The organism is Shewanella mangrovisoli, assembly GCF_019457635.1.
Lineage (GTDB): Bacteria > Pseudomonadota > Gammaproteobacteria > Enterobacterales > Shewanellaceae > Shewanella > Shewanella mangrovisoli.
On sequence record NZ_CP080412.1, the window covers coordinates 4,100,888 to 4,125,099 of the forward strand.

General features: G+C 49.5%; 18 protein-coding genes. 9 read left to right on the forward strand and 9 right to left on the reverse strand.

The features are described 5' to 3' along the window. Nucleotides 1-341: 341 nt before the first annotated feature. Together groL and K0H60_RS17870 are read right to left on the reverse strand one after the other, a co-directional pair. The gene (gene groL, locus K0H60_RS17865) at nucleotides 342-1,979 is read right to left on the reverse strand and encodes a chaperonin GroEL (RefSeq protein ID WP_011718348.1); all 1,638 of its coding nucleotides are present in this window, start codon (nucleotides 1,977-1,979) and stop codon (nucleotides 342-344) included. A 57-nt stretch (nucleotides 1,980-2,036) separates the two neighbouring features. Further along, entirely contained in the window at nucleotides 2,037-2,327 is a 291-nt protein-coding gene (locus tag K0H60_RS17870; RefSeq protein ID WP_011071021.1) for a co-chaperone GroES, read from the reverse strand. 227 nt (nucleotides 2,328-2,554) lie between these two features. Here K0H60_RS17870 and K0H60_RS17875 point away from each other — a divergent pair, with 227 nt between their 5' ends. Continuing rightward, nucleotides 2,555-3,913 carry an MATE family efflux transporter gene (locus tag K0H60_RS17875; RefSeq protein ID WP_220053922.1) on the forward strand — a complete coding sequence of 453 codons (1,359 nt, stop codon included), beginning with the start codon at nucleotides 2,555-2,557 and terminating at the stop codon, nucleotides 3,911-3,913. Here K0H60_RS17875 and K0H60_RS17880 read toward each other — a convergent pair. Next, the gene (locus K0H60_RS17880; protein WP_220053923.1) at nucleotides 3,910-4,905 is read right to left on the reverse strand and encodes a LysR family transcriptional regulator; all 996 of its coding nucleotides are present in this window, start codon (nucleotides 4,903-4,905) and stop codon (nucleotides 3,910-3,912) included. The genes K0H60_RS17875 and K0H60_RS17880 overlap by 4 nt on opposite strands. A 129-nt stretch (nucleotides 4,906-5,034) precedes the next feature. Between K0H60_RS17880 and K0H60_RS17885 the strand changes: the two genes are divergently transcribed. Both K0H60_RS17885 and K0H60_RS17890 read left to right on the forward strand, forming a co-directional pair. Continuing rightward, entirely contained in the window at nucleotides 5,035-6,117 is a 1,083-nt protein-coding gene (locus K0H60_RS17885) for an efflux RND transporter periplasmic adaptor subunit (RefSeq protein WP_011718351.1), read from the forward strand. 3 nt (nucleotides 6,118-6,120) lie between these two features. Further along, on the forward strand, nucleotides 6,121-9,204 hold the full coding sequence (locus K0H60_RS17890) for an efflux RND transporter permease subunit (RefSeq protein ID WP_220056573.1): 3,084 nt from the start codon (nucleotides 6,121-6,123) through the stop codon (nucleotides 9,202-9,204). A 177-nt stretch (nucleotides 9,205-9,381) separates the two neighbouring features. Here K0H60_RS17890 and K0H60_RS17895 read toward each other — a convergent pair whose 3' ends face one another. Together K0H60_RS17895 and K0H60_RS17900 are read right to left on the reverse strand one after the other, a co-directional pair. Next, nucleotides 9,382-9,762 (reverse strand): hypothetical protein, encoded by a 381-nt coding sequence (locus tag K0H60_RS17895; RefSeq protein WP_011718353.1) that lies wholly within the window; start codon nucleotides 9,760-9,762, stop codon nucleotides 9,382-9,384. 177 nt (nucleotides 9,763-9,939) lie between these two features. Then, nucleotides 9,940-10,560 (reverse strand): FxsA family protein, encoded by a 621-nt coding sequence (locus K0H60_RS17900; RefSeq protein WP_220056574.1) that lies wholly within the window; start codon nucleotides 10,558-10,560, stop codon nucleotides 9,940-9,942. A 223-nt stretch (nucleotides 10,561-10,783) separates the two neighbouring features. Here K0H60_RS17900 and cutA point away from each other — a divergent pair, with 223 nt between their 5' ends. From cutA to K0H60_RS17925, 5 genes are all read left to right on the forward strand, one after another. After that, entirely contained in the window at nucleotides 10,784-11,107 is a 324-nt protein-coding gene (gene cutA, locus K0H60_RS17905) for a divalent-cation tolerance protein CutA (RefSeq protein ID WP_011718355.1), read from the forward strand. Further along, nucleotides 11,104-12,945, forward strand: a complete 1,842-nt coding sequence (locus K0H60_RS17910; protein WP_220056575.1) for a protein-disulfide reductase DsbD — start codon at nucleotides 11,104-11,106, stop codon at nucleotides 12,943-12,945. Before cutA ends, K0H60_RS17910 begins: the two co-directional genes overlap by 4 nt. A 152-nt stretch (nucleotides 12,946-13,097) precedes the next feature. Next, nucleotides 13,098-14,741: a cation:proton antiporter family protein gene (locus tag K0H60_RS17915; protein WP_011718357.1), complete on the forward strand. Its 1,644-nt coding sequence runs from the start codon at nucleotides 13,098-13,100 to the stop codon at nucleotides 14,739-14,741. A 327-nt stretch (nucleotides 14,742-15,068) separates the two neighbouring features. Continuing rightward, on the forward strand, nucleotides 15,069-16,214 hold the full coding sequence (gene galK, locus K0H60_RS17920) for a galactokinase (protein ID WP_220056576.1): 1,146 nt from the start codon (nucleotides 15,069-15,071) through the stop codon (nucleotides 16,212-16,214). 125 nt (nucleotides 16,215-16,339) lie between these two features. Beyond that, nucleotides 16,340-17,371: an aldose epimerase family protein gene (locus tag K0H60_RS17925; protein ID WP_220056577.1), complete on the forward strand. Its 1,032-nt coding sequence runs from the start codon at nucleotides 16,340-16,342 to the stop codon at nucleotides 17,369-17,371. Between the two features lie 109 nt (nucleotides 17,372-17,480). Here the strand turns inward: K0H60_RS17925 and K0H60_RS17930 are convergent, their stop codons facing one another. The 4 genes from K0H60_RS17930 to K0H60_RS17945 all read right to left on the reverse strand — a co-directional run bounded on the left by K0H60_RS17930 (nucleotide 17,481) and on the right by K0H60_RS17945 (nucleotide 22,600). Further along, nucleotides 17,481-17,885 (reverse strand): hypothetical protein, encoded by a 405-nt coding sequence (locus tag K0H60_RS17930; RefSeq protein ID WP_011718360.1) that lies wholly within the window; start codon nucleotides 17,883-17,885, stop codon nucleotides 17,481-17,483. Between the two features lie 322 nt (nucleotides 17,886-18,207). After that, on the reverse strand, nucleotides 18,208-19,206 hold the full coding sequence (locus tag K0H60_RS17935; protein ID WP_220056578.1) for an NAD(P)H-quinone oxidoreductase: 999 nt from the start codon (nucleotides 19,204-19,206) through the stop codon (nucleotides 18,208-18,210). 175 nt (nucleotides 19,207-19,381) lie between these two features. Further along, complete coding sequence (locus K0H60_RS17940; RefSeq protein ID WP_220056579.1) at nucleotides 19,382-21,157, reverse strand: SEL1-like repeat protein; 1,776 nt, start codon at nucleotides 21,155-21,157, stop codon at nucleotides 19,382-19,384. Nucleotides 21,158-21,250: 93 nt separating this feature from the next. Then, nucleotides 21,251-22,600: a leucine-rich repeat-containing protein kinase family protein gene (locus K0H60_RS17945; protein ID WP_220056580.1), complete on the reverse strand. Its 1,350-nt coding sequence runs from the start codon at nucleotides 22,598-22,600 to the stop codon at nucleotides 21,251-21,253. A gap of 168 nt (nucleotides 22,601-22,768) precedes the next feature. Here K0H60_RS17945 and K0H60_RS17950 point away from each other — a divergent pair, with 168 nt between their 5' ends. After that, complete coding sequence (locus K0H60_RS17950; protein ID WP_220056581.1) at nucleotides 22,769-24,193, forward strand: LysM peptidoglycan-binding domain-containing protein; 1,425 nt, start codon at nucleotides 22,769-22,771, stop codon at nucleotides 24,191-24,193. Nucleotides 24,194-24,212: the final 19 nt, after the last annotated feature.

Genomic DNA, 24,212 nt, shown 5'->3' on the forward strand with positions numbered 1-24,212 from the left:
GGTGTAACAGTGCAAGAGCCTGCGGCAGGCAATTAGGGAATACAGAACCTTGCTGCGCTGCAGTAGTCCTTTCGCAGCCTCTATCTCTGCCGAGATAACATCAAACACTCTGGCGCTGTAAGCGCCAAAAAACAAAACCCCGATACTGGCGCCAGTATCGGGGTTTTCATTTTCTTTTATCACTATTTGGGTTTTAAGCGATAAGCTAAAGACCACAGATGCTTTTGCTAATCTAGCGCAGGAAAAATCGTTTTAGAGCAAGGCTTTTTGTTGCGACGTGTAGTGTTTTTCTACACGAGTAACAAAGTAACGCAGCTATAAACGATTTTAACCAGCTAGGATCACATCATGCCGCCCATTCCGCCCATTCCACCCATTCCGCCCATATCTGGCGCATCAGCTTTTGGCAGTTCAGCTACCATTGCTTCGGTGGTGATCATCAGGCCTGCGATAGACGCTGCAAATTGCAGTGCGCTACGGGTCACTTTAGTTGGGTCAAGGATACCCATTTCTAACATATCGCCGTAGGTGTCGTTACCCGCGTTGTAACCATAGTTACCGCTGCCGTTCTTCACTGTGTTAGCCACAACAGAGGCTTCTTCGCCTGCGTTGGTTGCGATTTGACGCAGTGGCGCTTCCATTGCACGTAGGGCAATAACCACACCGTGTTTTTGGTCTTCGTTAGCCACTTCAACGTCAGCAATCTTAGAAGCAACACGTACCAGAGCTACACCGCCGCCAGGTACCACGCCTTCTTCAACCGCAGCACGGGTTGCGTGCAGCGCGTCTTCTACGCGTGCTTTTTTCTCTTTCATTTCAACTTCGGTAGCAGCACCGACTTTGATTACCGCAACACCGCCAGCTAATTTAGCCATACGCTCTTGCAGTTTTTCTTTGTCGTAGTCTGAAGTTGATTCTTCGATTTGTTGCTTGATTTGGCTAACGCGCGCTTCGATTTGCGCTTGCTCACCGTTACCATCGATGATGGTGGTGTTGTCTTTAGTGATCACAACACGCTTAGCAGTACCTAAGTCTTCTAAGGTTGCTTTTTCAAGCTCTAAGCCGATTTCTTCAGCGATTACAGTACCGCCAGTTAAAATCGCCACGTCTTGCAGCATTGCCTTGCGACGATCACCAAAGCCTGGTGCTTTAACCGCAGCCACTTTCACGATACCGCGCATGTTGTTCACAACTAAGGTTGCTAAGGCTTCGCCTTCAACGTCTTCGGCAACGATCAGTAATGGCTTACCAGTTTTTGCCAGACCTTCAAGGATTGGTAACAGTTCGCGAATGTTAGAGATTTTCTTGTCTACTAACAGTACGAATGGGTGATCTAATTCAACGCTGCCAGTTTCTGGCTTGTTGATGAAGTATGGAGACAGGTAACCACGGTCGAACTGCATACCTTCTACTACGTCCAGTTCGTTTTCCAGTGCTTGACCTTCTTCAACGGTGATCACGCCTTCTTTACCGACTTTTTCCATTGCAGTAGCAATGATTTGGCCGATTGACTCGTCAGAGTTAGCAGAGATAGTACCTACTTGAGCGATAGCTTTTGAGTCGGCGCAATCTTGAGAAAGGTTTTTCAGCTCGATAACGGCTGCAGCAACGGCTTTATCGATACCGCGCTTTAAGTCCATTGGGTTCATTCCCGCTGCAACGGCTTTTAAGCCTTCAGTCACAATGGCTTGTGCCAGAACGGTTGCAGTAGTGGTACCGTCACCGGCGGCGTCGTTGGCTTTAGAAGCAACTTCTTTCACCATTTGCGCGCCCATGTTTTCGAACTTGTCTTCTAATTCAATTTCTTTTGCAACAGACACACCGTCTTTAGTGATCAGTGGTGAGCCAAAGCTCTTGTCTAATACCACGTTACGGCCTTTAGGGCCTAAGGTCACTTTTACTGCGTTAGCCAGAATGTTTACACCAGCCAGCATTTTTACGCGTGCGTCATTACCAAATACAACTTCTTTAGCTGCCATATTGAGTATCCTTTAAATTTTTGATGATTAATTGGAATGTCGAATTGATGTCGTGGATTAACCTACGATGGCCATCAGGTCAGCTTCTGACAGGATCAAGACTTCTTGACCGTCGATTTTTTCTTTCTTCACACCGTAACCTTCATTGAAGATCACTACATCACCTACTTTCACATCCAGTGGTCTTACAGTGCCATTTTCGAGAATACGGCCGTTGCCTACTGCCAGTACTTCTCCGCGAGTCGATTTTTCAGCGGCGCTACCGGTTAATACAATGCCACCCGCTGAAGTTGATTCAACTTCTAAACGCTTAACGATTACGCGGTCATGTAATGGACGAATATTCATCTATGAACTCTCCTAATGATTTAATGCCCAACAATCGAGGCGATTTTGTGATGAAAAAGAGGAAGCGTTTTCGCCGTCCCCTTTGATGACTGTGATATGGGGTTAGCCCGCGTCAGATCCAAGTGCCTTTACAAAAAAAAATTCAAATTTTTGATGTCAGTTTTTTCAAGCGGGCACAATCCTGCTAGAATTCGGCCTCCGCTCGCAAACAAGGCACCATTTTCCCCATGAAAGACAGACACGGGCTGCTTAGCGCGCCAATTGGTCGTGTACTGCTCAACATGAGCCTCCCCAACTTGATTGGCATTATGACCATTCTAGGTTTTAGCCTCGCTGACACTTTTTTTATCAGTCAGTTAGGGACCGAAGCCTTAGCGGCGATCAGTTTTACCTTTCCGGTGACTTTGATTATTTCCAGTATCGCCATTGGGATTGGCGCCGGCGTTTCCACTAACCTTGGCAGGCTGATAGGTTCGGGCAATGCCCCACGTGCCAAGGTGTTTTTGCACGATGCACTGCTGCTGACCTTTATCCTTATCGCCAGCTTATCCGCCCTAGGTAGCATTTTTATTAAGCCGCTCTTTAGTTTGCTTGGCGCCAATGACACCAGCTTGCCGCTGATCCACGACTATATGGTGTATTGGTATGTGGGCGCGCCGCTGTTGGTGCTACTGATGGTGGGCAATCAAGGCCTGCGCTCGACTGGGGATACTCGATCCCCCGCGATGATCATGGCGCTGGCGGCGATCATTAACTTAATTCTCGATCCCTTATTAATCTTCGGCATTGGGCCTTTCCCACGCTTAGAGATCCAAGGCGCGGCGATTGCAACCCTGTTCTCTTGGCTGATAGCTCTGTCGCTCTCGGGTTATTTGTTGATCATAAAGCGCAATATGTTGGAATGGGCGGCATTTGATATCGACAGAATGCGCGCCAACTGGAGTAAACTCGCCCATATCGCCCAGCCAGCGGCATTGATGAATTTAATCAACCCTCTCGCCAATGCGGTGATTATGGCGATGCTGGCGCATATCGACCACAGCGCCGTCGCAGCCTTTGGTGCGGGCACCCGTTTAGAATCGGTGCTGTTAATCGTGGTGATGGCGCTCTCGTCGAGCCTGATGCCGTTTATCGCGCAAAACCTAGGGGCAGGCCAAACTCAAAGGGCGAAACAGGCGTTGCTGTTATCGCTTAAATTTATCTTTGTATTCCAAACCTTACTCTATATTCCGCTGGCATTTTTCGCCCAGCCACTAGCCCATTTATTCAGTACCGATCCGCAGGTGCTAGAGTGGTTAAGTTTTTATATTCTGGTCTTACCCTGCGCCTATGGCCCGCTCGGCATAGTGATCATCTTTGCCACGGCGCTGAATGCGTACCACAGACCCATGAGCTCGTTAGTGATTAACCTGTGCCGCTTAGTGCTGCTGATGCTGCCACTGGCGGCGCTGGGGTCTTATATCGATGGGGTGAAAGGCTTGTTGCTCGCACTCCCCATCACCAACCTCTTGATGGGGATTGCTTGTTATTATCTGGCGCAGCGCATTTGCGAACCCGCTAAGGTCACAACCGCCGACGCTATTTAAGACGTGCTTTTTTGGCGAAAGCGCAAATCATTTTGCAGGAAGGGTTCTTCGGAGGCCTTACAGACTCGGCGAGTGGCGATCCCCTCTTGACTCATATTGGTGGGCACGCCGCCAGGCGCGAGTTCTTGCAAGATAAAATCAATAAATCGACGGCTGGCAAGACTAACATAACGTCTTGATGGATAAGCTAAATAACACTCACCAGGATGTGGGTCAATCTCAGGTAACAGGGTCACTAACTGCCCTGCTGCCACATACTCGGCCACCACTTCGGTCGGGGCATAGACAATTCCGCGCCCTTGCAGGGCAAACTCCACCGCGACTTCGACGCTGTTAGAGCAAAAATTGCCTCTCACTCTCACTTCCTGCTCGGCACCTATCCATAACTCATTGAAGATTTTGCCATTTGAGAGCCTAAACAAGGACACATTGTGGGACTCAATCTCCTGCGGTGTTCTCGGCGTGCCGTGCTCGGCGAGGTATTCAGGGCTGGCATAGAAGCGCAGATCCGTGGTGAAGATAGGCCGCACCACAAGATCTAAGGTATCTAGCGCAGGCTCCACCACAAAGGCCACATCGAGGTTGTTCTTCACCATATCGACGGATTCGGCGCTGTTGATCACTTCCACCGTCAATCTTGGGTGCAGATCCATAAAGCGGAAAATCGCCCGCATCAACACATTCATACTGTGGATAGGAAACATTTGGATCCGCAGATGACCGCTGATCTCGGCATCGTCATTGGTCATCTCGAACAGGGTTTCATCGAGCTGCGCCAAGATATTTAACGAGCGCTGATAAAAATGGCTCCCCGCGGAGGTGAGCGTCATCGAACGACTCTGACGGTGGAATAGCTTGATATTCAGTTCATCTTCCAACGCCTGCAAGCGGCGACTCACGGTCGATTTAGGTAAGTTAAGCAAATCAGCAGCTTCAATCAAACTACCGGTTTCGGCTATGCGGTGAAATAACGCTAAGTCCTCTGTCTTCATCTTTAACTTAATTTCAATCTCATTATGTGGGATTCATAATCCCAAAGTATCCCGTTTATTGCAACAAATTTAGCTGTTATCTTCGCGCCCCTGAAATGCTGATAAATTGTTATCGAGGACTCCCCTACCATGAAATCATATCGACTGCTCCCCTTGGCGGCTTTGTTGCCAGCCCTACTGACGGCCTGTACCCCCGCGGAAAGCTCAGTACAGGCGAGTGCTATTCGTCCAGTAAAACTCTTTGAGGTGATGCAGCTCGAAGGGGGAGATTTTAGGACATTTCCGGCGCGCGTCAGTGCCAATAGCCGCGCCGAGTTATCCTTTAGGATTTCAGGCGAGCTGACAGATCTCGCATTAGTGGAAGGGCAACAGATCCGCCAAGGCAGCCTATTGGCTAAGCTCGACGACAGGGATGCCTATAACAATTTAATGACTCGCGAAGCCGAGCATGAACTCTTGGCGGCGGATTTTCAGCGTAAAACCGAACTCCTCAAGCGCAAGTTAATTTCCCAAGCCGAGTTTGATAGCGCCCAAGCGCAACTTAAATCGGCCAAAGCGGCCTTGGCCGCCGCCCGTGATCAGTTAAGTTATACCAAGCTTATTGCTCCCTTTAGTGGCACTGTGGCCAAACGTTTAGTGGATAACCACCAAATCGTACAGGCCAACCAAGGGATTTTAACGCTGCAAAACAACAGCTTGCTCGATGTCAGCATTCAAGTCCCCGAGGCGATGGCGGCAAGCTTAAACAACTATATTCAGCAGCAAAACTTTACCGCTAAGGTGCGTTTTAGCGCATTAGCAGGGATGGAGTTTGATGCGAAATTCAAAGAATACTCGACCCAAGTAACCCCGGGTACTCAGGCCTATGAAGTGGTGTTTTCCTTACCTCAACCCAAAGATATTCAATTACTTCCGGGCATGAGCGCCGAGTTAACCCTCGCCTTAGTGAAAACCCCAGATCAAACCGCATCGGCCATAGTGCCTGTCACCGCCATCGATAAACGCGATCAGGATGGCCAAGTTCAAGTCTGGGTCTATCAAGCGCAATCGGGCGAGGTTAAACCCACGGCAGTGACCTTAGGCCGAGTCACCACCGAAGGCATTGAAGTCTTAGGCGGCATCAATAAGGGCGACTTGATTGTCAGCGCGGGGGTATCCCAATTATCTGACGGGATGAAAGTGAAGCCACTACGCTGGCAACGCGGAGTGTAATTCATGAACATTGCTGAGTATTCCATCCGCCACAAAGTGATTAGCTGGATGTTTGTGCTACTGCTGCTCGTGGGCGGGGGTGTGAGTTTTACTGGTCTTGGGCAATTAGAATTTCCCGAATTTACCATTAAAGAAGCCCTAGTGATCACCGCCTATCCTGGGGCCTCACCCGAGCAAGTGGAAGAAGAAGTCACCCTTCCCCTCGAAGATGCATTGCAGCAACTCGATGCGGTTAAGCACGTGACCTCAATCAACAGTGCGGGCTTGTCGCAGATCCAAATTGAGATTAAAGAAACCTACGATAAAACCAGCCTGCCACAGGTGTGGGATGAGGTGCGTCGTAAGGTGAACGACACCGCAGGACAACTGCCTCCCGGCACTAGCACGCCCAAGGTCTATGACGACTTTGGCGACGTGTACGGCATTTTATTTAATCTCTCAGGGCCTGACTATAGCAACCGCGAATTAAGCAACTATGCCGATTATTTGCGCCGCGAACTGGTACTGGTGCCAGGGGTCAAAAAAGTCTCTGTCGCGGGCAGCGTAACCGAACAGGTAGTGATTGAAATATCACAACAAAAACTCTCTGCATTAGGGTTAGATCAAAGCTATATCTACGGCCTGATTAACAATCAGAACGTGGTTTCTAATGCGGGCAGTTTAGTGGTTGGCGATAATCGGATCCGCATTCATCCCACGGGCGAATTTAGCAGTGTGCAGGATCTTGCGCGTCTGATCGTCAGCCCGCCCGGCAGCACCGAGCTTATCTATCTTGGCGACATTGCCCATATAGAAAAAGATTACGATGAAACCCCAGATGTGCTCTATCACAACCGTGGCGAAGCCGCCCTCTCCCTAGGGATTTCGTTTTCGAGTGGCGTCAACGTAGTCGAAGTGGGTAAAAGCGTTAGCGAGCGCCTTGCCGAGTTGGAGTCACAACGCCCAATTGGGATGAACTTAGATACGGTCTATAACCAAAGTCTGGCGGTGGATGACACTGTAAATGGCTTTTTGATCAACCTATTAGAATCAATCGCCATCGTTATTGCCGTACTGCTGCTGTTTATGGGCCTGCGCTCAGGCTTACTGATGGGGTTAATTCTGCTGCTGACGATTCTCGGCACTTTTATCGTGATGAAAGTACTGGGCATTGAGCTGCAACTGATCTCCCTCGGCGCCCTGATTATTGCACTTGGTATGTTAGTCGATAACGCCATTGTGGTGACGGAAGGTATTTTGATTGGCCTGCGCCGGGGTAAGACTCGCCTCGAAGCCGCTAAACAAATTGTGACGCAAACCCAGTGGCCGCTGCTTGGCGCCACAGTGATCGCGATTATCGCCTTCGCGCCGATTGGTTTATCGCAAAATGCCGCGGGGGAGTTTTGTCGCTCGCTGTTCCAAGTGTTGATGATCTCTTTATTTATCAGTTGGATTACCGCGATAACCCTGACACCTTTTTTCTGCCATTTACTGTTTAAAGACGCCCCAGCAGACGATGAAGAGCAGGATCCTTACAAGGGCTGGTTCTTTAGCTTATACCGCGCGAGTTTAACCTTTGCCCTACGTTTTAGGATCGCCAGCATTCTCCTGGTCGGCGCTATGCTCGTTACTGCGGTAATTGGCTTTGGCCATATCAAAAATGTGTTCTTCCCAGCGTCAAACACACCCATCTTCTTTGTCGATATTTGGATGCCTGAAGGCACGGATATCAAAGGTACAGAACGCTTTACCGCGGATATTGAGCAGCTGCTACTCAAGCAAGCGGAGGAGCAACACAGCGGCCTCAAACACTTAACCACAGTGATTGGCCAAGGTGCGCAGCGTTTCGTCCTGCCCTATCAACCGGAGAAAGGCTACCCTGCCTTTGCCCAGTTGATCATCGAAATGGAGGATCTAGCGTCGCTCAAAGTCTATATGTCTGAATTAGAAAGACAGCTAAATCAACGATTCCCACAGGCGCAATATCGATTCAAGAATATGGAAAACGGCCCGTCTCCCGCCGCGAAGATTGAGGCGCGCTTCTACGGCGATGATCCTGAAGTGCTGCGAGCTCTGGGCGCTCAAGCCGAAGCGATTTTCCATGCTGAGCCAAGTATGGATGGCGTTCGCCATGATTGGCGCAACCAAGTGCCGTTAATTCGTCCACAGCTGCAAAATGCGCAGGCGAGGGAAACCGGGATCAGTAAACAGGATCTGGATAATGCGCTGTTAATTAACTTTAGCGGCAAACAGATTGGCCTTTACCGCGAAACCAGCCATTTACTGCCCATCGTTGCCCGAGCCCCCGCCGAAGAGCGTTTGCAGGCGGACAGCCTGTGGAAACTGCAAATCTGGAGTAGCGAACACAGCACCTTTGTGCCCGCCACCCAAGTGGTGAGCCAGTTTGAAACCCAGTGGGAAAACCCCTTAGTGAAACGTCGTGACCGGATGCGGATGTTAGCGGTTCTGGCCGATCCTAAGCTTGGCAGCGATGAGACCGCCGATTCTGTGCTGCGTAAAGTGAAGGATAAGGTTGAAGCCATCAGTCTCCCCGCTGGTTATCACCTCGAATGGGGCGGCGAGTATGAGACCGCTGGCGAAGCCCAAACTGCGGTATTTAGCTCGATTCCATTGGGCTACTTGGCGATGTTTTTAATCACAGTGTTCCTGTTTAACTCGGTACGCCAACCCTTAGTGATTTGGTTTACCGTGCCACTTGCCTTGATTGGTGTCTCGGCGGGATTACTGATTTTCGACGCACCTTTTAGTTTTATGGCACTGCTGGGGCTGCTGAGTCTGTCGGGCATGGTGATTAAAAACGGCATTGTGTTAGTCGATCAAATCAACCTAGAACTCGATGAAGGCAAGCCTGCCTATATCGCCTTAGTCGATTCGAGCGTCAGCCGTGTACGCCCCGTGATGATGGCAGCGATCACCACCATGCTCGGGATGATCCCGTTGATCCCAGACGCCTTTTTCGGCTCCATGGCAATCACTATCATCTTTGGTTTAGGTTTTGCGTCGCTGCTGACCCTTATCGTGCTGCCAGTGATGTACAGCTTAGCCTTCAATATCAAACCGAATGCGGTGGCGAGCGAGCAGCACTAGCCCGCCACTCCCCCTAAACGCTTCCCGGCGTGGCCGATCGATGTGGTATTACTCATCGATTGGCCCTTTCTTCCCTTCAATTAACCACTTAACCTCAAAAACAAAAACGCCTAGATTTCATCTTGGTTATCGACAAAATCTAGGCGCAGTAAGGGCGGATGACGATAGTGCTAGGTATTAGTTGACGACCTTTTTCACCACTTTCTTGGCATCGACACCCTCTTTTTTATCGTGCTTGTCTTGCTTTAACGCATCGGCGGCTTTGTCGGATAACTTATCGTCGGGTTTGATATCATCGACCTTATCACTGACCGAATCAGTGACTTTATCCTTGGCATCACCAACGGCATCTTTAGCATCTTTCGCCGTACGTTCGGCGGCTTTTTCCGGTGTACAGCGGCCACTCACGCCCGTAGTCGCCTTAACCGCCGCATTCTTGGCGACTTTTTCAGGGTCGCAATTAGGATCTAAGGGCCCTGCGACTGCGCTATAGGTAATCAGCGAGCAAGTTACGACAGACAACAATCCCGAAATCAGCTTTAACTTAGTCAGATTCATATTCAACCTCCATGAATAATATGTTCGAGCTTTACTATAGTACGTCGTTAAGTTGAAGCAAACCGACTTAAGCTACCCATGCGACAACGCGCATAAAAACAAGCTCCCAGAGGTTTGCACCAGTGGGAGCTTGTAGAATATTGCGTGAGTAACGGCTTAATCTGTCTGGATAAATGATTAAGATTTTGGATCTTTGGGCTGAGTGTCGTTAGGCTCATGCACTTTCGCGTCACCGTCTTTCTCCGTTAATTGATGACTCTCGGGACGTTTATCGCTCGGATCAGCCTTATGCTCAAAGTCCCCTTCGTACACATTGCCGTCGGAGTGCGTATGTTGCTCGAAGGGATTCTGCCCAAATGGATTCGATTGCGAGCCAGAATGCGGTCCAAATGGGCCAGCACCAAAACCGCCGTGCATTCCGCCCTGTAAACCGGATACCACCCGTAGCTGCATACGCTTAAACACTAAAGCGGCAATCAGGCGACGCGTTAAAGGTGTGAGTAACAGTAGGCCAATAAAATCAGTTACAAAGCCTGGGATAACCAGCAATACCCCCGCCATAGCCAACATCATGCCTTCGACAATTTCCTGCCCTGGCGCCTCGCCTCGCGTGAGTTTTTGCTGTACTTGCATAAGCGTGCTCAGCCCTTGGCTACGCACGAGGGACACACCCAATACGGCGGTGAATAATACCAGACCAATGGTGGTCCAAGTGCCGAGCACTTCGCCCACACGAATTAACACTGACAGTTCGACAACTGGGATCAGCACAAATAATAAAAACAGGATTAAAAACATACCGACCTCAGATTTATCACACTTACTTGAAAACTAAATGGGGGCTATCCGGTCTTAATTCAAGTCATTCGGAAGGAGCTGTCTGTAAAGGAGTGAAACTTCTGATATTTAGCTCACTCTTTTGTTACCCGGTTAATGTATGAGACCATAAAAGCACGTAAAGTAGCTTAGCCTAATAGGCTTAAGCGAAGTTTAAGATTGTTAAGGGACGATACCTCACACCATGCAAGCTCAGTATTTAGTGGTCAGCACCAGTTGCCCAGATGAAGTTCAGGCAAAGCGCATCGCCCACGCCTTAGTGGAAGCGCGTATCGCCGCTTGCGTGCATATCTCGGCGCCGATCCGCTCAGTGTATGCATGGGAAGGAAAAATCTGTGAGGAGCAAGAAATTAGCTTACACATTAAATGTTTACAAAGCCGCTATGCCGAGTTAGAACAGCTTGTGCTTCAACTCCACCCTTATCAAGTGCCTGAAATTATTGCCGTACCCGTCACTCACGGGCTACCAGCCTATTTAGATTGGATAAAAGATAACACTCAGCCATGAAAAAACTACTTAGCTTTATCTTCACTGCATTACTGCTGCTTGCGCCCTTAACTCAAAGTAGCAATGTCTTCGCCAATAGCTTCGGTTTTCTAAAAAGTGAGCCAGAGTTAATGCCTGTCGATCAAGCCTTTGCCTTCGATTTTAAGCAGGAAGGCAATAAGGTCACCCTCAATTGGGTCATTGCCGACGGCTACTACATGTACCGAGATAAGCTTAAGTTTAGTGTCAATGGCGCCGAACTTGGCACCATAGACCTGCCAAAGGGCAAACCCCACAACGACGAATATTTCGGTGAGCAAGAGGTGTACTACACCTATATCGATATTCCCGTTGGCCTGAAACAAGCCGATGATAACGGCACCTTAACCGTGACCTTTATGGGCTGCGCCGAGGGTAAACTCTGTTATCCACCGACCAAGCGCGATGTCACCCTAAAAGCTGTCGCGGCCAATGATGGGCAAATCGCGACTGGTGCAGACAGCAGCGAAAATACTGAGTCTGCCGCCACTGCTGACGCTCAGCAAATAGGCAGTGCACCAAGCCAACCTATTACCCAGCAGGATAGCCTAAGCCAGATGCTGTCTAACGACAGTTTGCTCTGGACCTTAGTGATCTTCTTCGGCCTAGGGATTGGTCTGGCGCTCACGCCTTGCGTCTTCCCTATGTATCCGATCCTATCGGGCATTATTGTTGGCCAAGGGCAAAAACTCTCGACCGCTAAGGCCTTCACCCTGTCGATGGCCTATGTGCAAGGTATGGCGATCACCTACTCGATTTTAGGTCTAGTGGTTGCCTCTGCGGGGATGAAATATCAAGCGGCGCTGCAACATCCCGCTGTGCTGATCTTTTTAGCTATCCTGTTCTTTGTACTCAGCTTATCCATGTTTGGCTTGTACGATCTCAAACTGCCTTCAAGCTGGCAGGAGAGGATGAACTCGATTTCAAACAATCAAAAGGGCGGCAATTTAGTTGGCGTGTTTTTGATGGGGGTGATCTCGGGATTAGTGGCCTCACCTTGTACAACGGCCCCGCTCTCAGGCGCCTTAGTCTATGTGGCGCAAACCGGTGATTTATTGCAAGGTTTCCTCGCGCTCTACGTGCTGAGCATGGGTATGGGAGCGCCGCTACTTATCATTGGTACTTCAGGTGGTAAGTTACTGCCACGCGCTGGCGCTTGGATGAACATCATTAAAACCGTGTTCGGTTTCCTCCTGATTGCGGTATCGATTGTGATGCTTGGCCGTATTTGGACGGGTGTGGTTTCCGATGTGCTCTGGTCACTCTGGGGCATTAGCTTCACCGGCTATCTGATGCACCAAAACAAACTCAGTGCCTTCAACTGGAAAAAAACCGTGCGCTCAGTGCTGCTCACGCTCACACTGCTGGCCAGTTTTTCCTACGGTTTCCAAGCGGTTATGGGGCACTTTGGTTTTACCCATGCGCCAATGGGCACTGTGGCGACAACCGAACAGGAGCACGGCTTTAAACGCATTAAATCTATTGAAGATTTAGACCGTGAAATCGCCGCAGCGACCGCTGCGGGTAAGCCAGTGATGCTGGATCTCTACGCCGATTGGTGTGTGGCCTGTAAAGAGTTTGAGGCCATCACCTTTAAGGACGCCGAAGTGTTAGTGCGAATGAACAAGATAGTGTTATTACAGGCCGACGTGACTAAGAGCGATGCCGTGGATGTGGCACTGCTAGAGAAATACAATGTGCTGGGCCTACCGACGCTGCTGATGTTTAACGAGCAAGGCGAGCAGAGGGAAGATTTAAGAGTGACTGGCTTTATGGGACCGAAGGAATTTGCCGCCCATTTAGATCACTTAGTGAAATAATCTCAGCTAAAACGCCAATTTATCTCTGCGCCGTTTTAGCGTAAAACCAATAAAAAGCGGACTTTTTTCATTAAAAGTCCGCTTTTTTATCACGCTGTCATCGATTTCTTATACAATCCCTGTTTAACGTGGACTTTTTAGATTGGAGCATTATGGAACCGGCTATTCTCATCATTACACTTATCTGCGGCATGCTGGTTAGCCGCATAGGGCTGCCTCCCCTGATCGGCTACTTAGTGGCAGGCTTTGTACTCTTTGTTTTTGGTATTGAGAAAGAAAGCCTGCCCCTGCTGCAAGAACTCGCTAACCTCGGGGTCACCTTATTACTCTTTGCCATTGGTCTTAAACTGGATATTCGCAGCCTCTTTAAGGCCGAAGTCTGGGCCGGGTCGAGCATACATTTAGTGCTATCTATGGTGCTGTTTATTCCTATCCTCAAAATCTTCGGCTTTATTGGCCTTAGCCAACTCGATGGTTTAGGTATTGCACAACTGTCATTAATCGCCTTTGCGCTCAGCTTCTCCAGTACGGTATTCGCGATTAAGGTATTGGAAGATAAAGGCGACGTGCAGTCCCTCTATGGCCGTGTTGCCATTGGTATCCTGATTATGCAGGATATTTTTGCCGTCATCTTCTTAACCATTTCTAAGGGCGCAGTTCCATCGGTTTGGGCACTGGCGTTATTGCTATTACCTCTAGCAAAACCACTGATTTACAAAGCCTTTGACCGTGTTGGTCACGGCGAACTCTTAGTGTTATTCGGATTAGTGATGGCGCTGGTTGTCGGCGCTTGGTTGTTTGAGTCCGTCGGCCTCAAACCGGATCTTGGCGCGCTTATCATAGGCATTTTACTCGCGGGGCATAAAAAGGCCTCCGAGCTGGCTAAATCCTTGTTCTACTTTAAAGAACTCTTCCTTGTCGCCTTCTTCTTAACCATTGGCCTCAATGGCTTACCTACGGTATCCGATGTGGTACTCGCGGCCTTATTAGTGCTGTTAGTGCCGTTAAAAATCCTGTTGTTCGTCTACCTTCTGACGCGATTTAAACTGCGTTCGCGCACCTCTATGCTGGCCTCATTTAACTTAGGTAACTTCTCTGAGTTCGGCCTTATCGTCGCAGCGGTCGCCACCAGCAAAGGTTGGCTACCACCACAATGGCTGGTGATTATCGCTGTTGCCTTAAGTTTCAGCTTCCTATTTGCCGCGCCACTCAATACGGCTGTGGGGAATATTTACCAACGATTCCAACAACGTCTGGTACGACTCGAGAAGCCACCACTGCACCCTGAAGACAGACCAATTGCCATTGGCAATCCGCGCTTTTTAATCTTAGGTATGGGTCGTATTGGTAGCGGTGCCTACGATGAACTGCGCGCTCGTTTCGACGGTGAAATCCTCGGGATTGAACACAAGCAGGAATTGGTCGATTTACACCGCGCCAATGGCCGCAACGTGGTGCAAGGGGATGCTTCGGATACCGACTTTTGGGAGAAACTCGATAGAGCACCAAACCTTGAGTTAGTGCTGCTGGCGATGCCACACCATGCGGGGAATCTGTTCGCCGTTGAGCAGCTCAAGAAGCTGAATTATCAAGGCAAACTCAGCGCCATAGTGCAATACGGCGATGATGCCGCGTCACTGAGAAGCTCAGGCGTACACAGCGTGTATAACTTGTACGAAGCGGCAGGTGCGGGTTTTGTCGACCATGTGGTTCATGAGCTATTGCCAGACTCTGAAACTAAGGCCGATGCCGAAGCTCAGGAAGAGACTCAAAAACAAGGCTCTGCCCTCGCTTAAAAACGGCGTCGCTGAATAGGCTTTAGTTCAGCAGTCACTCATTTTAGTGATGAATAAAACTCATCTTATTTAGGCAGATGTTGGCTCAGGAAATCAAACCTCCGGAGCCAACTTACCTCTCCCCTTAAAATGTTAAAAACAATCAAAATCAACCAATTGCAAGTATGCGATAGCGGGAGATAATTGGTTGCTTGTTCTGTATCGATTTTCCCTGACAAGACTATCGTCTATGCCCTACAAAATCTCAGTTACAACACTGAGTTAGTCGTGATATAAATCGAAGACAAGAACGCAATTTAGCCCAGCTTTTTTGGAAGTCTTCCCAGCATGTCGAACCCTGCGCAGCGCGCCACTAAGTTATTTGTCCAAACCTTTGGCACTAAAGCCGATGATTTATACCAAGCCCCAGGTCGGGTTAATTTGATCGGTGAATATACGGATTACAACGACGGCTTCGTGTTGCCCGCCGCCATTAATTTTCATACGGTTATTGCAGTAAAACGCCGAGAGGACAATAAGTTTCGCGCCGTTGCCGACGCCTTCCCTGGACAAATCAAGGAATGGAGTTTCGGTAAAGACACCGAAATCAATCCCGAAGATGGCTGGGTCAATTATCTCAAGGGCCTGACGGTGGCCATGGCCAATACTGGCCTTATCGCTAAAGGGTTAGACTTAGCGGTCGTGGGCGATGTGCCGCTAGCCGCGGGTCTGTCTTCCTCCGGCGCCTTAGTCGTCGCCTTTGGTACTGCTATCAGCGACAGCAGCCAACTGCATTTATCTCCTATGGCGGTGGCACAACTCGCTCAGCGCGGTGAATATCGCTATGTCTCATCGGCTTGCAGCATTATGGACCATATGGTCTGCGCCATGGGCGAACCGGATCATGCCTTGCTCATCGATTGTCTGGATCTGGATAGCGAACCTATTGCCATCCCTGAAAACCTTAGCCTTATCATTATCGATGCCCATATCGAGAAACAACGCTTAGCGGCGATAAATCAACAACGCCGCGAAGAATGCGCACAGGCCGCCGACTTTTTTGGCCTCGATGCCCTGCGCCACCTCGACCTGCGCCAGCTCGAAAGTGCTAAAGATCAATTGGATGACACCCTGTATCGCCGTGCCAAACACGTTGTCACCGAAAACAAGCGCACCCAGAGTGCCGCTCGGGCGCTAGAGCAAAGTAATCTATCTAAATTCAGTTTGTTAATGGCACTGTCCCATCAATCTCTACGGGATGATTTTGAGGTGACGTTGCCCGAATTTGATACCTTGGTGGATATCGTCAGCCAAGTGATCGGAGAGCGTGGCGGCATTCGTATGACCGACGGTTGTGTTGTCGCCCTAGTGGATCACGAACTCACCGATGCCGTGGTCTCGGCGGTCGAGCATGCATTTTATGAGCAGACCGGAATCGATGCCACTGTGTATCTCTGCTCGGCGAGTGCGGGCGCGGGGCGCATCGACAGCTAGTCCGTCAATCACCCTCTATCCATTCTTCCAGACAAATACCATACGAATTCAACCTTGAATCCTATGGTATTTGTTGTTTTTAAGAGGCAAAATCAAGCGGTTAAATCACATTAGAGGGAAGCTAAATGGTGCGTTTCAGTGTACTAGATCCTTGGACCGATCCCCGCGGCGGTGAAATCGAACGTGTGCGGATAGACAATGGCATCATCGCCTTAGAAGTGCTCAGTTTAGGTGGCATCATTCGCTCACTTTGGACGCCCGATAAACAGGGAGAGCGTGCCAATATCGTGCTTGGCTGCGACAGTGCCGAAGATTATTTAACTCAAAACGCCCACCTTGGCGCTATCGCTGGGCGCTTTGCCAACCGTATTGCGATGGGCAAGCTGCAATATCAAGGGCAAGCGTATCAACTGGATATCAATCAGGCCAGCAACTGCTTGCACGGTGGCCGCGAAGGTTTCAATCGAAAAAACTGGCACTTAGGCCAACTTCCCGACGGTGTGCGTTTATCGTTAGTCAGCCCAGATGGCGACATGGGTTTCCCCGGCAATTGCACTGTCCAGTTAGACTATCGCCTCGCCGCCAATAATCTCTATGTGGAAATCCTCGCCTCGGTGGATAAACCTTGCCCCGTCAGTCTGACGCAGCATTCCTACTTCAACCTAGATGGCCTGCCGAATAATCATCAGCATCGGATGCAAATCGATGCTACGCGCTACCTCACCATGAATGAGGTAGGCGTGCCTACGGGGATTGCCGAAGTCAAAAAAAGTATTTTCGATTTAACTCAGGGCGTTACTCTTGGGGACAAACTCCAAGATCCGGCGCTGGCCAGCACCCAAGGTTATGATCATTGTTATCTGCTGGATAATCCCGATGGCGCGCTACGCCGCTTTGGCTGCCTATCGAGCCCCGTCAGTGGCCGCGCCATGACAGTCTTTACCAATCAACCCGGCGTACAGCTCTACTGCGCTAACTTTTTAGCGGGAACCCTAGGGCGAAACCAACAAAGCTTGGATCAGTATCAAGGCGTGTGTATTGAGCCGCAAAAATTGCCTGACTCACCGAATCAACCCCAATTGGGTGATGACGCTTGGTTAGTACCGGGGAAAATCTACCATCATATCAGCCGCTATCAATTTGATATTGAAGGCTAAAATGAATGCGCTTGGGGATAAGTTTGTCGAATAAAGGAAGGAAAAGCTGGTAAGGAATAAAATGGTTTATTCCTTACCCTAACCCAATTTGCCCTAGGCAAACTCAGTGTTAATCGTCGAAATCATCGCCCCAATCTTCATCAAAATCGGCGCCAATGGCATCGGTTTCAATTTCAGGCTCAACTTCGGCCTTAGCCTTACGAACAGGGCCTGAATCTTTCACATTGTTCAGATCGATACGAGCTTGATGCTTGCCCATAAATTGAGCTCGAGCTGCTTTCCATGCGCCGCTAAACTTAGCTTCAGCCGCTTTTACCGCTGCATCATCTAAGTCATGTAGGTTCACTTTTACGATGTCTTCTACATACTCAACAATAGCATCACGTTCGGTATTGTAGAGGTAGATTCGTCCAGGGGAAGCCTCTGGCAGCTGGTTGTCATGGACGACAATCGCGGTGCCCTTCGATGTTCTCAGCTCACCATACCAAACCTGTTTCTTTGCTGTGTTATACATATATGCCAATACCCTTAAATCAACACATACACTATGAGTTTTTTAGTCTGAATAAGCGAAGCGTCGCTTGCTTTGATCCACGAATCGCGCCGGAAAGTCTCTGACGTTTTCAACTGGGTATTTTTACAGAATATTTCCGATAATCAATGCCTCATACCATGAAATTTTCACTTATTACGCATTAATTTCGGCCAAAGTCTCTAAAAAATTTTGTCATTAACGACTTTAGTCTAAAAAAACATCACAGCAAGTTTTAATTCGGCAGCCCGCCTCCATCAAAGGATTGAGGCGAGTGCGTTTACACAGATGTAGCTAGGCGGGATCACAAGGTTAATACGACTTTGCCTCTATGTTCTCCCGACTGCATCAACGCATGGGCCTTGGCCGCCTCGGCCAATGGAAAAGTGGCACAGATATGCGGCACGATTTGCTGGCTATCGAGCAAAGGCCAAACACGCTCACGTAATTGCTTGGCGATTTCGGCTTTTGCCGCAACGCTCTGCGGTCTTAAGGTTGACCCCGTCCACACAATACGTTTGGCCATCAACTGCAGAATGTTCACCTCTGCCTTGCCGCTACGTTGGGTCGACACTGACACCATACGGCCATCTAGCGCTAATGCTTGAAGATTCAAGTTGATAAAGTCGCCACCAGCAATATCGAACACCACGTTGACGCCCTTACCTTGGGTAAAGGCCATGACTTCTTCCACGAAGTTCTGGGTGTTGTAGTTCACTACCAAATGGGCGCCTAATCCGGCGCAATAGTCGCGCTTGGCATCTTGTCCCGTGGTCGCAATCACGGTCGCACCAAGATGTTTGGCAAGGGAAATCGCCGTGCTGCCGATGCCACCCGAACCACCGTGGATCAACACGGTTTCACCCGCCTTGAGTCCCGCGCGCATAAAGAGATTGCCCCACACAGTGAAAAAGGTTTCGGGCAACGCCGCCGCTTGCACCTCAGAAAAGCCCTGTGGGATAGGTAAACAATGCTCGGCATAGGTTAAGCTGTACTCGCCATAGCCGCCGCCGGGCACTAAGGCGCAAACCTTATCCCCCAACTGCCATTGGGTTACACCCTCGCCTAAGGCGCAGATCTCCCCCGCGACTTCTAGTCCAATAATCGGCGATGCCCCAGGTGGTGGCGGATACACTCCCATCCTTTGTTTGATATCGGGTCCATTCACCCCGGCGGCGCGGTTACGAATTAAGACTTGGCCAGCACTCGGTACAGGCAATGGCGAGCGTGTCAGCTGCATCACATCAGGCTCGCCGGGCTGCTCAAGATAAATATGCGTGTAATCATGGGGTAATTCGGACATAACGGGCTCCTAGTCGGGTCCTATCGATAGAACAGAATACTGCCGCTAACAAAGCAGTCTAGATTGCACGTGTTAGCGGCCATTTCAGGCATAGCTGGATATGGGGATAAACGATAATCAAAGCTTTGATAGGGCTAGACTATCCCAAGTTCAAACACTAAAACAGACATGACTCTCAAAGCTTTTCCAACGCTTGTGCTCTAGCCTTGGCCTTAGCTTCGTAATCATTCGTAAAGGATTTAGCCAGTTCAATGCTGTGCTGATAGAACACAAGGGCACGCTCTGGCTCAACGCTGCCACCTTCGCCCGCATCGAGTAGGCTCGCAAGCTGAAAATAGGCACGACCCAACACGTCCCGCTGCATGCCTTGTTTATCACCCTGCGAAACCACTTTTTCGAGCCAGGTACGCGCTTTGTGCGCATCGCGCGTATCGGGTTTTAACAGAATATCCGCATACTCAGCGGCGACATAGAGATCGCGCTCGGCGGCAATCTGCCAAAACTCCTGACTTTGCGCAAAATCCTCGAGCAAATAATAGTAATCACTGGCCGCGCTATGGGCTAAGGCCGGATCAGCCTGCACACTCATACGATAGTGAGTTAATGCAGCCGTTGCATCATGGTAGGGCGACCAAGGCAATGCTTGGTACAGCGCCATCATACTCATGGCCTCGAGAACACCTTGATTAACCAGCTGATTTAACTGTTGCCAAGCGCTGGCTTGGACGCTTTTCGCCTCGGCCGTATTCGGCTTACCTTGCAGTATGGTCTCAAATGGCTGACGAATCAGTTCCAATGTGGCCTCGACATCCCCAAGCCTTGCCGCGCGTTGTAGCCAATAACGGCTCTGCTCAACCTCGCCCGCATAGGCTGCCTGTGATTGCATCCACAGAATAGCAATCAAGTCATCGCCCTCGGCCGCCTCTAGGTAGTATTTGCGCGCTTTTTCTTCATCCTTCGCCAGCGCATGACCTGCCCAATAGATGTGTGCTAACAATCGCTTATCTTCAGCCTTGGTGCTCGCACTTAAGGTATTGAGCATAGATTCAGGCTTACCATAGGCATAGAGGTGCACATCCCCGCGCGAATAACGATACTCAGTGCCATCGGGATAATGAACCGAGATCTGCTCAGGCTGTCGCCACACATTCACTTGATAATCAGATAGAATTTCAGGATTAAACTGCACCTGCAGCACGGCCTCTTTATCGAAACGCACCATTTGTGTCACAGTGCTCGACCATAAACGGCTAGTCGACTGCAGATTACTCTTAAGCTTCACCTCAAAGGGGCTGTCGGTCTTAGGGCTGTAAATCACTACTGGGTAATACACGGGATTGAGGGCAAGCGGCAATCCCGCAACCAGATTGGTATCTTCTTCGCTGCCAGCAAGCACGGGTTCGATAGTCAGTTCCTGACTCAAATAAAACCCATCATGGGGCGAGGCTTTGGTCGCGGGTTTGCTCGATGTTAATAGCGGTGAAGTATGTAAATATTCATCTTTTAATGACTTAACATGTTTCCAGATGGGATGACTTGGCAGCAGAGTAAGGTCGAGGACTAAATCCTCTAATTGCCAGTCGCAATCTCCACCACCTTGCAGGGCTAACGTCAGGGTGAAAGGTTTGGCATTATCGGTCGTATCGAGGGGTTGTCGCAGAACCGAACTCTTATTCAGCGTAGCGCGATAGGGGTTAGCAATATCACCACTCGGAAAACGGATTTCTTTGCGGGTACACACGGAGGAAGTGTAATAACCCACTAATTCGAGCTGAGTGTGGGCGGGTAAAGTCCCTGTAAACTCGAAACGCTGCGCTGTTTTGGGCGGCGTAGTTTGGTCGGCGGGCAATTCCTGCTGCCATAACTTATCCGAAAATCCCAACCAAACAGATACAGAGAGCAACGCGCTTAAGCATAGGCTTAGCCAAAACAGTTTTGAAATCGAACTCATAATGCCAGCTCACCATTGCTGATGAGATTTAGTCGCTCTTGCTGTAATGTCTCTGCATCGGTTTTCACCAATGGAACCACCCCTTGAGTTTTCCTACACTTCGCATGCTTGAGCTTGCCACAATCTGGCTAATAACTTCGCGATATCCCTAAAAGATGGACGGCAAGATAACTCAGGTTGCATACATAGCTCTGTTAACTGTCGCAGTTGAGCTCGCAGCGCGTCGGCTCTATCAGCACCAGCAAAGGGCAATAAATCTTCAATCAAACAACCCAGCGCCCGCACCTCAATGGCCTGCATGGCACTACGCTCCGATGTAGATAATTTTGCTAAGTTTGAGGCGGCGCCGAAGTCACCGAACAGCAGTGACATTTGTTGATTAATCATCATATTGTGCGCATACACATCACCATGGCTGATATGCTGGGCGTGCATATGCGCGAGAGTCTCGGCCAACTGCAAGGCTATCTTAACTATGTCCTTAAGGCTGAATTCAGTCCCCGCCTTAAAGGTATCGCGGGTGCAGGATTCGAGGGAGGGCGGTAAACCTAAGTTATAAAATCCTTGGGGAATTAACGCCATCACTAGCCCTAGCTGATCCTGTTGGCTGATGTGCGCTAATACTTTGATAAGATTTGGATGTTCGCCCGTGGTTAAACAACAATCCAATTCATCGGCCGGATAACCGTCACTGGTCACCTCACCCTTAAATAACTTCACCGCGATCTGCTCACACCCAGTTGCGGCAACCATTGCAGGATTTAACCAACGTCCTTGGTAAATAATACCGGAGGCACCTTCACCGAGTTTTTCTCCGAGTTCAATGTCCGCTAGTGTCACATTGGGCACACTGGGCACATCGGCATGGGGATCGACCAGCGTATGACTAAAGGGATTACCCGCAAACGCCAGCCAGGTGAGTTTAGGTAGCTTAAGCAACCAACTCGGCAGCGCGGCTAAGGCATTTGCCGATAAACGCACTAACTCTAAGTTATGGCATTGGGCCATGGATGCTGGCAGCGAGGTTAAGCGATTGCCCGCTAAGGCTAATTTTTGCAGGCGATACAACTGCCCCATACGTTCCGGCAAGGCGGTAATTTGGTTATCCGTTAAGATCAACCAACGGGTATGCAAGGGCAATGACGCCTCAGGAACTGAATGAATTTGATTGGCTTTAAAGCCTATCATCTCCAGTTTCGGACACTGGCCTAACACCTCTGGCAGCACTTCAAAGCGGTTATTGGAAGCAAACAAAATCTTCAAATGGGTTAAGCGAGGTAAATCTTCGGGCAGTGAACTGAGCTGGTTATTGGATAATTCGAGGATCTCGAGCGTATCGGCTAAGTCGAAGATCTCCCGCGGAAACTCGGTTAAGTTTTCAACCAATTGTAAACGAGTAATCCCTTGTAATTGTCCCGCTTTTAACTGCGCTAACGTCTGCACTCTGTAACCCACTGCTATGAAAAATCACCGCTATCTTAGCCCATTTGAGGCTAAATCTAAATGTAACCCAGGTGGTCAAATTTCCAGCAAAGCTATTCACGAATGCGAAAACAGATTAGCATGTGCCAAATCATGGAATACCAAGTCATCACTGATTACAGGACAATCATGCGGAAAACCTTTCGCCAACCCCATGCCTTAGCTGCACTCGTGGCCGCCATCTTCATGGGCCAGCTCAGCGGCTGTGCAACCACGTCGGCGCAAACTTCGCCTACGGAATACGCCGCAGCCTTGCCAGAAGCCGAAGGCAATAGCGAACACACAACACAACCTCAGCATGTTGAAAAGGACGTTATCGACGAGCGCTATACCGATGTGTGGGAAAAAATCCAACACGCCCGCACTATTGATGTGCATGACGATGCCGAAGTCCGCAAGCAGCGTAACTTTTTCGATGATAAGCAAAAGTTTATGACTCAAGTGACCCAGCGCGCCGAGCCATTTTTGTACTATATTGTCAGCCAGCTCGAAGCCCGTAATATGCCGCTCGAACTGGCACTCCTGCCTATTGTCGAAAGTGGTTATAACCCACTTGCCCAGGCAAATGGCCCCGCAGGACTCTGGCAAATGATCCCTGCGACGGGACGTAATTTTGGCCTGACCATCAACTCGGCCTACGATGGCCGTAAAGATGCACTAGCCTCGACCGATGCCGTGCTCGACTATTTACAGCACTTGCACGACACCTTAGGTAACGACTGGATCAACGCCGTTGCGGGTTATAACAGTGGCGAGCTAGTGATCAAAGCCGCTATCGATAGAAACAAAGCTAAGGGCAAACCTACGGATTTTTGGTCGCTGAATATTCCTGCGCGCCAAGTACAAACCGTGCCTAAATGGCTCGCCTTTATTCAAATTATCCGTGCCCCTAGCCATTACAATCTCAAAGTAATGCCGATTGCCAACCGCCCATTTTTAGAGCGTTTGCCAGCACCTAACGGGGTCGAGCTCAGTCAAATCGCCAATGCCGCAGGGATCACTAAGGTGGAGTTTAAAACCTATAACCCAGGTTATCGTCAAAGCGTGATCCCAAGTAAGGGCAAATACCAAATCGCCCTGCCGATTGAAAACATCGGCCAATATCAAGAGAATCAGCACCAGTTGTCCGCGCAAAAACGTTACGACAGCCAAAGTTATATTGTGAAATCCGGCGATAGCCTAGGCACAATTGCCGCGAAATTTGACATTTCAGTCAAAGAGTTAAAGCAGGCAAACAACCTCAGCTCAGATAGAATTAAAATCGGTCAAGAGTTAACCCTGTTAACGCCGATGAGCAGCGAAGATAACGCCTCGACCGAGACGCCAAAACAGAGCAAAGCTCAAACAACGCCTCAAGCGGCAAAGGCTAAAACCAGCAGTAAAACCGCAGATAAGCCAGCGGCGAAAGCCAGCACATACAAGGTAAAGTCCGGTGACTCGTTAGATAAAATCGCGCGTAAAAACAAAGTGAAACTCGCGGATTTAATGAAGTGGAATCAACTGAATGCCAAGAGCATTATTAAGCCTGGCCAAGAGCTAAAACTGTCGGAATAACGCCGCATAATACGAAAAA

Coding starts and splice junctions, on each gene's coding strand:
- groL (WP_011718348.1), bottom strand. CDS start 1,979: ATGGCAGCTAAAGAAGTTGTATTTGGTAATGACGCACGCGTAAAAATG.
- K0H60_RS17870 (WP_011071021.1), bottom strand. CDS start 2,327: ATGAATATTCGTCCATTACATGACCGCGTAATCGTTAAGCGTTTAGAA.
- K0H60_RS17875 (WP_220053922.1), top strand. CDS start 2,555: ATGAAAGACAGACACGGGCTGCTTAGCGCGCCAATTGGTCGTGTACTG.
- K0H60_RS17880 (WP_220053923.1), bottom strand. CDS start 4,905: ATGAAGACAGAGGACTTAGCGTTATTTCACCGCATAGCCGAAACCGGT.
- K0H60_RS17885 (WP_011718351.1), top strand. CDS start 5,035: ATGAAATCATATCGACTGCTCCCCTTGGCGGCTTTGTTGCCAGCCCTA.
- K0H60_RS17890 (WP_220056573.1), top strand. CDS start 6,121: ATGAACATTGCTGAGTATTCCATCCGCCACAAAGTGATTAGCTGGATG.
- K0H60_RS17895 (WP_011718353.1), bottom strand. CDS start 9,762: ATGAATCTGACTAAGTTAAAGCTGATTTCGGGATTGTTGTCTGTCGTA.
- K0H60_RS17900 (WP_220056574.1), bottom strand. CDS start 10,560: ATGTTTTTAATCCTGTTTTTATTATTTGTGCTGATCCCAGTTGTCGAA.
- cutA (WP_011718355.1), top strand. CDS start 10,784: ATGCAAGCTCAGTATTTAGTGGTCAGCACCAGTTGCCCAGATGAAGTT.
- K0H60_RS17910 (WP_220056575.1), top strand. CDS start 11,104: ATGAAAAAACTACTTAGCTTTATCTTCACTGCATTACTGCTGCTTGCG.
- K0H60_RS17915 (WP_011718357.1), top strand. CDS start 13,098: ATGGAACCGGCTATTCTCATCATTACACTTATCTGCGGCATGCTGGTT.
- galK (WP_220056576.1), top strand. CDS start 15,069: ATGTCGAACCCTGCGCAGCGCGCCACTAAGTTATTTGTCCAAACCTTT.
- K0H60_RS17925 (WP_220056577.1), top strand. CDS start 16,340: ATGGTGCGTTTCAGTGTACTAGATCCTTGGACCGATCCCCGCGGCGGT.
- K0H60_RS17930 (WP_011718360.1), bottom strand. CDS start 17,885: ATGTATAACACAGCAAAGAAACAGGTTTGGTATGGTGAGCTGAGAACA.
- K0H60_RS17935 (WP_220056578.1), bottom strand. CDS start 19,206: ATGTCCGAATTACCCCATGATTACACGCATATTTATCTTGAGCAGCCC.
- K0H60_RS17940 (WP_220056579.1), bottom strand. CDS start 21,157: ATGAGTTCGATTTCAAAACTGTTTTGGCTAAGCCTATGCTTAAGCGCG.
- K0H60_RS17950 (WP_220056581.1), top strand. CDS start 22,769: ATGCGGAAAACCTTTCGCCAACCCCATGCCTTAGCTGCACTCGTGGCC.